The following is a 12,239-nucleotide window of genomic DNA, read 5'->3' as shown; positions in this document are numbered from 1 at the left end:
AATGATGCCGGCGCTTTTGGTCTGGTGCGCCACGCGCACTGGCAGGCTTTCCAGCGACTTCAGCATCACCCAGGCGTTGAATGGCGACAAAGCCGGGCCGGTCTGCCGCAGATAGTTCTGGAAGTGCAGGTCCATCATCGCCTGGCTGCACAGCAGGATGCCGCCGAGGCAGCGCCCGTGGCCATCGACGTGCTTGGTCGCGGAATAGACCACCACGTCCGCGCCGAGCTCGAGCGGCCGCTGAAACATCGGCGTGGCGAAGACGTTGTCGACCACCACCGTCGCGCCGCCGGCATGGGCGATCTTGGCGATGCCGGCGATGTCATAGACCTCCAGTGCCGGATTGGTCGGCGACTCGAAGAAGCAGACTTTTGTGTTCGGCCGCATCGCGGCGCGCCACTGGTCGAGATCGCCGCCGTCGACGAGTGTCGTCGCCACGCCGAAGCGGGGCAGCAGGTCCTCGATGATGTAGAGACAGGAGCCGAACAGCGCCTTGGCGGCCACGACATGATCGCCAGCGCGGACCTGGCCCATCACAGCGGCCGTCACTGCGGCCATGCCGCTGGCGGTGGCGCGGGCGGCCTCGGCGCCCTCGAGCAGGCACATCCGCTCCTCGAACATCGCGACGGTCGGATTGGAGTAGCGGGCATAGATGAAGCCCGGCTTGGTGCCCTTGAAGCGCTCTTCGGCCGTCTCCATCGACTCGTAGGCGAAGCCCTGGGTCAGAAACAGCGCCTCGGACATCTCGCCGAATTGCGAGCGCATCGTCGCGCCGTGAACGAGTTGGGTCGCCGGGCGCAAGCCCTTGCCTGTCTGTGCCATCGTGAAGTCCCGCGTGGTCCTGAAGCGTTGCTGGCTCTCGCCGCTCGCCTCGTGATGTGCCATAGGTCTCGGCCCGTGGCTTGTTCTTTTTATAGGGAACGCGATCGGGTGAAACTGTGGCCGTGTGAGGTCGCTGCGGCGTGGATTATCCGCAGCACCGCGCGCCAAAAAATTTGAAGTTGGGCATGACGGCGAGCGAACACATCGAAACGGGGTCGGCGCAGCCGGGTCTGCTGCCACGCGAAGACATCGAGACGCTGATCGCCAGCGGCGCGATCCGGAGCGACGGCACCATCGAGGACAGCCAGCTCCAGCCGGCGAGTCTCGACCTTCGCCTTGGTGCAAAGGCTTATCGCGTGCGCGCCAGTTTCCTGACCGGGCGCAACCACACTGTCGCCGAGCGGCTCGAAGCCTCCGATACCGTGGATCTCACTGGCGCCGGCGCGGTGCTGGAGCGCGGCTGCGTCTATGTCGTGCCGCTGCTGGAATCGCTCGACCTCCCGGCGTCGCTCTCGGCCGCCGCCAATCCGAAAAGCTCGACGGGGCGTCTCGACATCTTTACCCGGCTCATTACCGACGGCAGCGACGTGTTCGACCGCGTGGCGCGCGGCTACAGCGGCCGTCTCTATGCCGAGGTTTCGCCCCGCAGTTTTAGCGTCCGCGTCCACCAGGGCTCGAAACTCAACCAGATCCGCTTTCGCCGTCATGGCGCGGACGAGGCGGGATCCTCTGGGATCGACGATCGCGCTCTGACCCGCTCGCACGGCCATATGCCGCTGGTCGACGGCGCCCTCGATGTGCGCGGCGGCCTGATCCTGCGCGTTGCGCTCGGAGCCGAGTCGATCGGCGCGATCATCGGCTACAAGGCGCAGAAGCATACCGATCCGATCGATGTGGATCGGGTCGACGCCTACGATCCCCGCGAATTCTGGGAGCCGATCCACGCCCGGCCCGACGGCCGACTGATCCTCGATCCCGGCGAGTTCTATATTTTGGCGTCGCACGAGCGGCTGCACATTCCGCCCGGCCTCGCGGCGGAAATGGTGCCGATCGATCCGGCGATGGGCGAGTTTCGGGTGCATTACGCAGGCTTCTTCGATCCCGGCTTCGGCTCGCGGCCCGACGGGCAGCCCGGCGCCCGTGCGGTGCTCGAGGTGCGCAGCCACGAGGTGCCGTTCATCCTGGAGGACGGCCAAGTCATCGGTCGCCTCGTCTATGAGAAGATGGCGGCCGCCCCGAAGCTTCTCTACGGCGCCAGCGGCGTGTCAAATTACCAGGGGCAGGGTCTAAAACTCTCGAAACACTTCAGGGCCTTTTAAGCCTTCCAACCTATGGTTCCGATGCATGGCTGGGGGCGCGTTGCATTTTGTGCTGCGCTGCACAATATGCACGTTCGGCAGATATAAGAATCACATGGGGGAGTTTTACAGGAGCATCGGTCTTGGCCGAGAGTGTTACGCATACCCATGTCGTCAGGCGCCTGTACCGGCCCGACCTCGCCATGTTTCGCGACCATCTCGTCCGGCTCGACGCCGACACGCGCTACAATCGTTTCGGCCTTCACGTTTCAGACGAATACCTCGGTAATTACGCGGACCTGTGCTTCGCGCCCGGCTCGATCACCTACGGTTATTTCGAAGACGGCGTGATCCGCGGTGCCTCGGAACTGCGCATGTTTCCGAGCAAGGATCTGCCCTATCACAAGGACGCCGAAGCAGCGTTCAGCGTCGAGACGCCCTGGCGTCGGCGCGGCATCGGCGCGGAACTGATGACCCACATCGTGCTGGCGGCTCGCAACCGCAGCATCGGCACCCTCAGCATCTTCTGTCTTCGCCACAACCAGGCCATGCTCCGTCTTGCCAAGAAGTTCGAAGCCGACCTCAAATTCGAGATGAGCGACGTTACCGGCCGCCTCGAAGCCCGTCCGCCGTCGGCCTGGTCGCTGTGGCACGAGTTCGTCGACAACACGCTCGATCTCGGCTCGGCGCTGATCGACTACCAGGGCCGGGTCATCCACAACGCCAAGCAGAAGATCGGCTTCGCCTCCTGAGCAATTCCCGTGTGATCGCCGTACGGAAATCGCTCAGGGCTAACGCGGTTTGAGCCCTGACGAGTGTTTCGATATAGTCTGGGTTGAAATTGGCGAGTTTTCACCGGACTTTCAGGCTGTGCTTGTCGTTTGGCGCGCGCACGAGGTTCATGGCGACGTGTTTGACGAAGGCCATGTTCTGCGGCCCGTTGCAAAGTGATCGCTCTCGCCACGCCGGGCGCCGCCTCGAGACTGAACAGGACGCGCCGCCTGTCTCCGTGCCTCGGGTAGCATCGGAATTGGCGACCCTTTCACTCGCCTCTCGCGGCGTTCGTCGGCCATCCGTCTGCTATCATCCGTCCACGGCGATGGAGACAAGGGCTTCATGCTCCGCCCATCGACATCGCACGTGGCAGCGGCATATCGGTGTTCATCGGCAATATGACCGACCGGTGGCCCGCGGTTCACCGATTCGACGCACCACACGCTTCCGCACTTGCCCTGGAAAAGGGCGAGGCGGGCTTTCTTGCCATGTTTCTCGGCCTGGATGCTCTTGCGTCCAGCGCGTTGACGCGCGAGCAGTTGGGTGGACATCGATCAACCACGGCCTGATCGCTGATCTGGAGGACGGTCGCTATTTCGCTGGGAGCAGCAGCAAATTCAGCTATGGCAGATGCGACAGGCCTAGCGTGGCTGGAATACGCAAATCGGCCTCGATGATTTGACCCATGCTATAGAATCCGAGTGCGGCCGCGCACTCGCCTTACGCCGCCCGCGCCCGCCTCGCCGCTGGGTCGAGCATCCGGCTTGCGCTCAGCAGCGCGCCCCCCAGCGCCACCGCAGCGCCGAACCCCATGCAGGCGCGCGGCGCAGGCCCGCTTGACAGCAGCGCGAAGGCGCTCGCAACCAGCATCGCCCCGATCGTCTGTCCAAACAGGCGTGCCGCCGACACCATTCCGCTCGCTGCACCCGACCGGGTCAACGGCGCGGTCAGGAGGATCGCCCGGTTGTTCGGTGGTTGGAACAGCCCGAAACCGAACCCTGCAAGTCCGATCCGCGAGCAGATGCCGAAGTTCGACGGGTGCGCAGACATTGATGCGAGAAGAAGGAACCCCAACGCGGTCACCAACAATCCCGCGCTTGAGATGACGGCCGGCCGTACGCTGTCGGTGATCCGGCCGACCAGGAACGAGCCGAGTGCCACGCATGTCGCCCAGGGCGTCATCAACAGCCCCGTCTGCACCGCGCTGCGGCCGAGCCCCGCCTCAAGGAAGAACGGCATGGCCACGATAAAGAAGTTCGACGCGATGAAGCCGAGGAAGCCGACTGAGAAGGCGGTGCGAAAGGGGCCGAGCACGAGCAGGTCGACCGGTAGCAGAGGACTTGCCCGCGACCGCTCGCGCCGGACCAGCAGGACGGCGCACACGACGCCGACTAAAAGGAATCCCGCCGCACCGCTGAGCTCTGCCCCGTGGGCCAGGCTGTCGAGCCCGACCACCAGTGGGCCCAACGCGAACGCGAGCAGAAGGGCGCTGGCCACGTCGAACCGACGATTTACGCGCGGCGTCTCGGGAAGGCTGCCGAAGGCGAGCCACAGCGCGGCCGCCCCGAGCGGCAGATTGATCCAGAACAGAAACGGCCACGTGGCGACCGACAGCACCGCCGACGCGACGCTCGGACCCAAAGCAACGCCGGTCGCGATCACCAGGCCGTTCAACGCCACGCCGCGGCCCAGCTGCGACGCCGGGTAGATGAAGCGCACCAGCGACAGGTTGACGCCCATGATGCACGCGCCCCCGAGCCCTTGCAGCACGCGCGCTGCGGCGAGTTCGGGCAGGCTATCGGACAAAGCGCAGAGCGCCGAGGCGCCGATGAACACCGTTAGCCCAATCCGACAAAGGTAGGCGGCCCCCAGGATCTCGCCCAAGGCGGCGACGGGCAGCAACGCGATCAGGCTCGCGAGCTGGTAGGCGTTGACCACCCAGATCGAGGCGCTGGGTGTCGTGTGGAGATCGTGGGCGATCGTCGGAAGCGCGACGTTCGCCACCGCGTAATCCAGCACCGAAAGCAGGATCGACAGCGCAACCGCCGCCATGGCGCGGGTGCGGGCGGCGCCTTCGAGGCCGTCGGGTCGATCGTTCATCATAATGGGCACCATAGGAAAACGCGATAGCGAGCCGTTCGAGTGGACGGCGGGCCTTCGTACTACATCCAGAACACGATGAGATCCTTAGCTGCCTTCGGTTCAATGTCCGCTTTCGAAACGTCGGCACCCGAACGGCCATTCCGCTTTACGGCCACGACATGCAGGAAGCAGCTGACGGCACTGCGCCCAAGTGGGACTTACAGATCGGTGCCTTCGTGTCACCGAAGCGGACGTAAGCGGCACACATCGATCATCATTGCGAGCTGTGATCGCTGGGTATCTCTCCAATTTAGGAATTGAGGTCGGCCAACGCCTGACGTTGACCACTTGCTTGAATGCGAATGAAGTCGATCATCGTCGACAACGCGTCCAAGGTCGCCTTGCTGTCCGGCCGCTTCGTCATGAAGGTATGGCCTTCGCCAGCGTAGGCCTTCATCTGCACCGCCCCGCCTGCTTCGGCATAGGTCTTTGCGAAAAGCTCCGTCATCTCGGGCAGGACCGTCGTGTCGTCCTCGCCCTGGATCAGGAGGAGCGGCGGCAGATGCGTCCACGACCCATCCTGCACGATACGCTGCGGGTTGCCGGCAGCCATTGCGAGTTCATCCGCGAAATAGGCATGATGGCAATCGACGTGGAGTGTCATGTTACGTTCGACCGCGTAGCGATAGCGGGTCAACGGGTCGACCACGCCCCAGCAGGCGACCGCATAGGCCAGACTGGCACTAGCATCACGACAGGCTTCATCCTCATAGCCGCCCGCTGCGAATTCGGTACGCTCCGGGCATAATGCGTTGAGGAGCAGTTGGTGGCCGCCGCTCGACGTGCCGACGCCGCCGATCACGTCCGGAGCGAGAGCGAAATCACCAGCATGCGCCTTGAACCAGCGAATGGCGGCATTGATGTCAGCGACGGGGGCCGGATAGCGCGCAGACGGTGCCAAGCGGAAGTCGACCGCCATGACGGCGATCCCCGCGTCGGCCAACGCTTGGTCGATCCTCGCGTTGGTCCAGCGGTTTTCCGCGCTCCATCGGCCGCCGTGGATCGAGACGACGCCAGCCACCGGCGTGTCATGGGGCTGGTAGATGGTTGCCTCCAGCGCGAGCCCATCTGCGTGCCGGTAGACGACGTCGCGCTTCAAGACGGACGGCTTGCCGACAGGGAATCCGATCTCGCTCGACGAGACCATGGATCAAACCGTCATTTCGAGAATGTCGAAGCCGTTGTCGCGATCGAGCAGGTAGATCAGGCCGGCGTCGTCCACGTCGACATCGTTACTTTGTGGCGCCCTGTAGCCCTTGGCGGGCTCCGGAACATAATGGCCAATCTCTTTTGGCTTTGTGGGATCGTTGAGGTCGATGACTCGCAGCCCCGCGGTGAACCAAGTGCAATAGAGGATGTTGTCGCGGCGCAGCCGCTCCTGGAACTGGTGGGATCCCGGACCATAGACGTCGTGGCCATAGCTCCCATCCGGTTCGAGATGGGCGCGTGCCCATGGCAGATCTGGATTGACGACGTGAAAGGTCGAGATCGGCTTGATGTTCTTGTAATCGGAGACATCGAGGATCCAGAGAAATGCGTGTGGCTGGCTGACGTCATGAGGATGTTCCTCGTCGACGCAGAGCGCGATTTGCCGACCGGCGATCGCGTGCGGCACGCGCATGATCGTATGGGTCGGTTCTGGGAATGGCGGATGATAATCGTGGTGAGCAATCGTCTTCGGCGCGCGAATATCCGACACGTCGATTGCATACGCCCCGCCGTACCAACACGCCGCCCAGATCTCGTTTCCTGACCGCAAGCCGTGGTGGAGTCGTTTGCGCACGCCGTTCCATGTCGGCGTCTCGCCCGCAGCGATGTTCTGGCCGGGAATCCACCACTTCGAGACATTCTCGATGCGAGTGGGATCGCGGATGTCGTAATTGACGAGAATGTTGCCCTGAAAACCAGGCATCTCGCTGGAAATGTAGGCGTAGCTGTCGTCGCAGTCGAAACGGTGCACGCCGATGCCGCCGGTTTTCTGAAACGCGATTTCACGGGGCTTTGTAAGATCGGAGATATCGAAGATGCGAAAGCCGCCATCCTGGTAGCCACGCTGGCCAACGGCGCGCAGCCCCGGAAGTTCGGCCTCCGTCACAGAGAGGGTGGCGGCGAGTTCCGCGTCGGTCGGCCCTCGACCCAGTGCAGCCTCGAGTGTTGCGATAGTCTGCGCCATCTCTAGGCCTTTGCGAAGATAGTGCCGGTTGTACATCTCGCTGTTGACGATCATGAGGTCGCCAGTCACGCGCACTTTGTGACTGTGCGAATACATGTCCGGCAGCATGATTTGAGACAGGATCTTGGGGTTCTTAGGGTCGCGCACATCAACGATGCTGGTGCCATAAGGGGGTGCGATATGACCAATGAAGGCGATCCCATCCCGCACGACGAGTTGGCCACCGCCGGGAATATCCAGATGACCGACCCGCCTGATGTTTTTGGCATATGGTGACGACATGGTTTGGTCCGGTCTCTTCAGGTGCGGGATCAGAGGATCGCCTCGGCCTCGCGGATGCTGTTGATAAGCGAGGCGCGTAACATGAATTGCCGCGCGAGAACCGGATCCTCAGCCGACTTTTTCAACTCGTCGTGGTTCTTGCGGCGGATGACGGGGTCCGTCTCATTCAGGATCCGCTTGTTGCGCATGGTCTGCGCCTGCGTGTGTTCGATAGCAATTTGGCGGCGCTGGCGCTCGTAGCGATCGAGAACCGATTCGTCGGCCTCGCCGCGCGCGATGGCGATGAGCTTGTCTGCTAGGTTGAAGGCGTCGTGGATGCCGCTGTTCATCCCCATGCCGCCGATCGGGCTGTTGACATGCGCTGCATCGCCGACGAGAAGCGCACGGCCAGCGCGGAATTTCGCGGCGACCCGTTGATGCACGGTATAGAGGTTCGACCCGCGCACCTCGAAGTCGGATCCCATATCGAGGAAGCGCCTGAGGCGACCCTGCAGTTCCGCAGGCGATGTCAGCTTTTCCGGATCTTCATCGGGTTTGGTCGGAAAATGGACCCGCCAGATGTCGGGCGGCCCTACCCAATGAAACAGGTTCGACCATTCGCCCGGATCCGAGATGTAGTTGCGGTCGGCGTAACCGTGTTTTTTGAAGTCGTAAGCGACCTCGATGTTGAGGGTTCGGTCCGGATAGGTGAAACCCTCGAACTCGATGCCAAGCTGCCGCCGTACCGCGCTGCGGGCGCCTTCGGCACTGACGATATAGCTGCCGTCAATCACACGATGCGTGCCGTCCTCGGCCGCGATCTTTGCGTCGACGCCGTCCGCGGTTTGCTCAAAGCTGAGAAACGTCGTGCCCAGCATAACGTCGATGAGCGGATCAACCTTGGCCATTTTCATGGCCTCTTCCACGATCTTGATGCGCTCGCACTGGAGCACGTAGGGAAACTTCGTATCGTCCTTCAGCGATATGTGGTCGAACGCGGCGACCAGCTGCTGGTCGGCCCGGTCCCAGTAGTGGAAAACCGGAGCCACCAGACCGCGAGGCTCGATCTTCTCATAGAGCCCGATGCGATCGAACATTTCTAGCGTGGGCGGATGGTTGGTCCCCGCACGCGGCACCTGATCCAAGAATCCGGCATCCGTCGCGCTTTCGATCAAAACGACAGGCAGACCTGCCTGGGATAGCGCCAACGCGAGGCAAAGTCCCACGGGACCCGCTCCCACGACGATAACCGGTCTCGCCTTATTGATCATAACCATTCCCCACCACGCCCCCGTCGCTTGATTACTTTGTGGCCGCGGCCGGATCTTTGACGGCGCCCGCCCAGCCGGTGTGGGTGATGTCGAAGACGATGCCGTTCGGGTCGCGGAATTTCGCTTCATAGTGCGAATTGGGCGAATCCGGTCGACCGCCGAGATAGCTGGCGCCAGCTTCAGTAAGGACCTTTTCGGCCTCATCGAGATCGTCGACCCACATGCCGTAATGAAAGAGCCCGACCTTTTCCTTATCGGGATCGACGCGGAGCAGCGCGACGTTCATGACCCCATCAGACATGTAGATGCCACGGCGGGCGGTGCCGGCGCGGGTCATGCCGAAGGCCTTCTCGAAGAAGGTCGCGGTTGCTTCCGGATCGGCGACGAGGATTGCAAGATGACGTAGCTTAGACATTTCGATCTCCGTTATTGACGATGTCATCAAGCATCGGCCAGACGCTGAAACAACGGCGATCGCGAAGACGAAGAACATCTAAGCCCCGTGAGTAGTTTGGCTTATGTCGGCCGCTTGCAGAGCAATTCGCTCAATTGCGGGCTTTCGATTGCCCGATCTGCGGGATGCCGATGCGCGATCACGCATGCTCGCTGGCAACCAGCGATGAAACTGTCGCTTTTGCTGCGGATCGCCGTGGTTTTGTGTTAAAATGGCTTATCGAGACCCGCAGATAGGCGCCTTGATTAGGAGGACTAATGGGCCCCGCTTTCGACGTTCTCAAGTCTCTTGAAATTTTCCTATCGGTCACCGAGACCGGAAGCATGACGGACGCGTCGCGCCGCCTTGGCGTCACGCAATCCGCCATTTCGCAGCAGATCAAGCTTCTCGAAGCCGATCTCGGGACCCCCTTATTCGATCGATAAAGCCGCCCGCTGCGCTTGACGGCTGCGGGCATCACGCTGCATCAGCGCGCCGCCCGCCTTGTCTTGGATGCCAAAGAAACTTGGATGTGCACGCGGGAGGCATCGCAGACCCTCTTGCCGCAACTGCGGCTCGCGCTGCTTTCGACGCTAGCCGTGCCACTCGTGCCGGCCCTCCTGAAGGCGATGGAGCGGCAGCAGATCTCCGTCAAGACGATGTCGTTCGTGAGAGGGACGTCGCGCAACCATACGCACGATCTCATTAGCCGCGAAGTCGACGCGGCGATCACCTCGGATGGATTGTACGAGCATGACAGTATCGAGCGGCACGAACTGGTGCAGGAGAGCTTCGTGCTCGTGCTGCCACGCGGCACGAACCTTCCATGCCGGGATCTTCGAACGCTTGCCACGAAGATGCCGTTCCTTCGTTACACGTCGCGCACCCGATCGGGCCAGTTGATCGAACGGCACTTCCGGCGGCTTCGCTTGGAGATCATGCCAAAATATCTTTTCGAATCGCCGGACGATCTGGTGAGTGCCGTGGCAGCGGGGCATGGATGGTCGGTCGTTACGCCGACCCAGCTCGCCTATTCGCTGTCCGATCCCTCGACGATAGAGATCTGGCCGTTTCCCAAGCCTGGCCTGAGCAGAACGATCACCCTGATCGCGCGTCGGGGTGAGATCCCCAATGTTGCCGCTCAGATCGCCAACGTGTGTCGGCAGGTCCTGCTGAAGCAGGTGCAACCTCGGATCGGTGCGTTCATGAACGACCTGCCGACGGCCTTTTGCTTAGCCGAGGAGGCGTCTCAGGACGAGCAACTCGTCGACGTTATCTAAGGCGTCAGATGGACAGATGCCGCCCTTGGCTTGCCGTCCGACATGGTGACACGGAAAGCGATGGCTCAGGCTGGGATCGCTGCCACCGCATCTAGCTCGATCAGTGACCCGAAGTGCAGCGCGGGCACCGGCACGACGGACCGCGCGGGGCGCCATTCGCCGAACACATCGTGGTATACTCTGTTGAAGATCGTCCAGTTCTCAACGCCGACAATGTAGGCATTGATCTTCAAGATGAGCTCGATTCGGCTTCCGCCGTCCTCGACGATCGCTATGACGTTGCGCAATGCTGTGCGCACCTGCTGTTCGAAATCAAGATCGGGCCGTGGGGTCCCGTCAGGGTCGACAGAAAGCTGGCCCGACACGTAGAGTGTGCGGCCATCGCTACATCCCTGCGAGTAGTGACCAGCTGGTTTCGCGGCACGCGTCGTATACACGCGGTCGAGGACAAGATGGTTCTCGGAATCGATCGAACCTGACATAGCCAACCTTTCAGCTGATGCCCAAGAAGGGCCAGTACAAAAGCACGCTTGCGAAGAGCAGCACGAATTCGACAAGGGTTAGGATACCGCCAACCTTGAGCAGATCCTTCGGCGTGAAGAAGCCGTAGGAATACCCCAGCACGAGGACGGCTGACTGGTAGGCGAACAGCTTGCCGCCGGAAGCGAAGGACCAGATCATCCCCACCCATCTTGGATCCATGTGGTGTGTCTTCGCAAATTCCATCAGGACGGGCATGGAGGTCGCGAGCATCGACACTTCGCTGGCCGTGACGAAATGGTAGAGGAACCCGCTCCAGTAGAGCAGAAGGATCGACGTCACCTTTCCCGTCAGCAGCGGACCAAGACCACCCATGAGGACGTTCGTCAGGATGTCTAGGCCGCCCGTTGCTTTCAGCACCTCGCCCATGCCGAGCGCCGCGCCGACGAAGAAGAACGGAAGCAGGTTGATCTTGCGAAAATCGCTTTCGTCGAGGACGTTGACGAATGGCATCAGCGCGATCAGCCCGACACCAAGCGCGACGATGGGCGCCGGGATGTGATGGAGCCAATCCGTCATCCAGAGCGCCAGCGCCAGCGCACTAAGTGCGGCGGCCTTGAGGGCGGACGGAGTCCAAAGCTCTTTCGTGCCGAAATGAAGCTTAAGCGCCTCCTGGCCCTCGAGCGTCTGGGCCTCCGGCGGAAAGAGCTTCAATGTTAGCCACCAAGACGCAAGGATCGTCCCGATGGCGCAAGGGAGAAACGCCGCGAACCAAAGCCCCCACGAGACGTCGACATTCCCGTCGTGTTGGATCAGCGCCCTGGCGACGATCGAGGCGGTTCCTGCGACAATCATCTTATTGAAGATGCTGGTCGTATAGGTGATGACGAGGAACATGCCCTTTCCAATATTCGAGCCCTTCTCGACATCGAACAACTTGACGATCCCAAGCGCGATCGAGGCCATGATCACGACGCAAGCGGCGCCGGACGGCACGATGAAGGTGAGCAGGAAGTCGATGATGATGAGACCAAGCAGAAGGCGCGAGTAGGTCACGCCGACCCTGGTTACGACGAAGTTGGCGATCCTCTGCGGCAGCCCCGACTTTGACGCCATGGCCCCCACGAGCATCGCTCCAAGGTAAAACCAGGACGCATCGTTGATGAAACCGCCGAAGATGACGGCAGGTTTGGCGACGTGGAACAGCCAGAACAGGGTGAGGCCAAACATTCCGGCGGCGGAATACTCCATCACCTCCGTAATCCAGGCGAGGATCATGAAGATCGAAATGGCGAGCGCGATCCG

The 12,239-nt window shown here is 61.8% G+C and carries 12 protein-coding genes; 4 read left to right on the top strand and 8 right to left on the bottom strand.

Translation table 11 applies throughout. The features are described from left to right. The coding region (locus GSQ79_RS10655; protein WP_158808700.1) for an aminotransferase class V-fold PLP-dependent enzyme at window positions 1–822 on the bottom strand (822 nt) is incomplete at its 3' end. A 185-nt stretch (window positions 823–1,007) separates the two neighbouring features. On the opposite strand from GSQ79_RS10655, the gene GSQ79_RS10650 reads away from it, so the two are divergent. Both GSQ79_RS10650 and GSQ79_RS10645 read left to right on the top strand, forming a co-directional pair. Next, window positions 1,008–2,141, top strand: coding sequence for a 2'-deoxycytidine 5'-triphosphate deaminase (locus GSQ79_RS10650; protein ID WP_158808699.1), 1,134 nt, complete (start codon window positions 1,008–1,010; stop codon window positions 2,139–2,141). A 122-nt stretch (window positions 2,142–2,263) separates the two neighbouring features. Further along, window positions 2,264–2,872 (top strand): GNAT family N-acetyltransferase, encoded by a 609-nt coding sequence (locus GSQ79_RS10645; protein ID WP_158808698.1) that lies wholly within the window; start codon window positions 2,264–2,266, stop codon window positions 2,870–2,872. Between the two features lie 742 nt (window positions 2,873–3,614). On the opposite strand, the gene GSQ79_RS10635 is transcribed toward GSQ79_RS10645, so the two are convergent. From GSQ79_RS10635 to GSQ79_RS10615, 5 genes are all read right to left on the bottom strand, one after another. After that, a complete protein-coding gene (locus GSQ79_RS10635; RefSeq protein ID WP_210253056.1) occupies window positions 3,615–4,994 on the bottom strand; it encodes an MFS transporter in 1,380 nt (459 codons plus the stop codon). A gap of 292 nt (window positions 4,995–5,286) precedes the next feature. Beyond that, entirely contained in the window at window positions 5,287–6,183 is an 897-nt protein-coding gene (locus GSQ79_RS10630) for an alpha/beta hydrolase (protein WP_158808695.1), read from the bottom strand. A gap of 3 nt (window positions 6,184–6,186) precedes the next feature. Continuing rightward, entirely contained in the window at window positions 6,187–7,419 is a 1,233-nt protein-coding gene (locus tag GSQ79_RS10625) for an LVIVD repeat-containing protein (protein WP_246725249.1), read from the bottom strand. A gap of 101 nt (window positions 7,420–7,520) precedes the next feature. Continuing rightward, window positions 7,521–8,741: an NAD(P)/FAD-dependent oxidoreductase gene (locus tag GSQ79_RS10620; RefSeq protein ID WP_256379015.1), complete on the bottom strand. Its 1,221-nt coding sequence runs from the start codon at window positions 8,739–8,741 to the stop codon at window positions 7,521–7,523. A gap of 31 nt (window positions 8,742–8,772) precedes the next feature. Beyond that, window positions 8,773–9,156, bottom strand: a complete 384-nt coding sequence (locus tag GSQ79_RS10615; protein WP_158808692.1) for a VOC family protein — start codon at window positions 9,154–9,156, stop codon at window positions 8,773–8,775. Between the two features lie 296 nt (window positions 9,157–9,452). Here GSQ79_RS10615 and GSQ79_RS10610 point away from each other — a divergent pair, with 296 nt between their 5' ends. Both GSQ79_RS10610 and GSQ79_RS10605 read left to right on the top strand, forming a co-directional pair. Further along, window positions 9,453–9,620, top strand: a complete 168-nt coding sequence (locus GSQ79_RS10610) for a LysR family transcriptional regulator (protein ID WP_158808691.1) — start codon at window positions 9,453–9,455, stop codon at window positions 9,618–9,620. An 84-nt stretch (window positions 9,621–9,704) separates the two neighbouring features. Continuing rightward, a complete protein-coding gene (locus GSQ79_RS10605; RefSeq protein WP_158808690.1) occupies window positions 9,705–10,454 on the top strand; it encodes a LysR family transcriptional regulator substrate-binding protein in 750 nt (249 codons plus the stop codon). 65 nt (window positions 10,455–10,519) lie between these two features. Here GSQ79_RS10605 and GSQ79_RS10600 read toward each other — a convergent pair whose 3' ends face one another. Both GSQ79_RS10600 and GSQ79_RS10595 read right to left on the bottom strand, forming a co-directional pair. Next, window positions 10,520–10,936 (bottom strand): RidA family protein, encoded by a 417-nt coding sequence (locus tag GSQ79_RS10600; RefSeq protein ID WP_158808689.1) that lies wholly within the window; start codon window positions 10,934–10,936, stop codon window positions 10,520–10,522. A 10-nt stretch (window positions 10,937–10,946) separates the two neighbouring features. Next, window positions 10,947–12,239 (bottom strand): SLC13 family permease (locus GSQ79_RS10595; RefSeq protein ID WP_210253055.1); only part of this gene is annotated, 1,293 nt, incomplete at its 5' end.

The sequence above is a fragment of the Beijerinckia sp. L45 genome, assembly GCF_009765775.1.
Taxonomy (GTDB): Bacteria; Pseudomonadota; Alphaproteobacteria; order Rhizobiales; family Beijerinckiaceae; genus RH-AL1.
The sequence above is the reverse complement of the archived record's forward strand: the minus strand, read 5'-3'. Positions and strand labels throughout refer to the sequence as shown.

Excerpts from the sequence above, each read along its gene's own strand:
- GSQ79_RS10650 (WP_158808699.1), top strand. The coding sequence starts at position 1,008 with ATGACGGCGAGCGAACACATCGAAACGGGGTCGGCGCAGCCGGGTCTG.
- GSQ79_RS10635 (WP_210253056.1), bottom strand. The coding sequence starts at position 4,994 with ATGAACGATCGACCCGACGGCCTCGAAGGCGCCGCCCGCACCCGCGCC.
- GSQ79_RS10630 (WP_158808695.1), bottom strand. The coding sequence starts at position 6,183 with ATGGTCTCGTCGAGCGAGATCGGATTCCCTGTCGGCAAGCCGTCCGTC.
- GSQ79_RS10620 (WP_256379015.1), bottom strand. The coding sequence starts at position 8,741 with ATGATCAATAAGGCGAGACCGGTTATCGTCGTGGGAGCGGGTCCCGTG.
- GSQ79_RS10615 (WP_158808692.1), bottom strand. The coding sequence starts at position 9,156 with ATGTCTAAGCTACGTCATCTTGCAATCCTCGTCGCCGATCCGGAAGCA.
- GSQ79_RS10610 (WP_158808691.1), top strand. The coding sequence starts at position 9,453 with ATGGGCCCCGCTTTCGACGTTCTCAAGTCTCTTGAAATTTTCCTATCG.
- GSQ79_RS10605 (WP_158808690.1), top strand. The coding sequence starts at position 9,705 with ATGTGCACGCGGGAGGCATCGCAGACCCTCTTGCCGCAACTGCGGCTC.
- GSQ79_RS10600 (WP_158808689.1), bottom strand. The coding sequence starts at position 10,936 with ATGTCAGGTTCGATCGATTCCGAGAACCATCTTGTCCTCGACCGCGTG.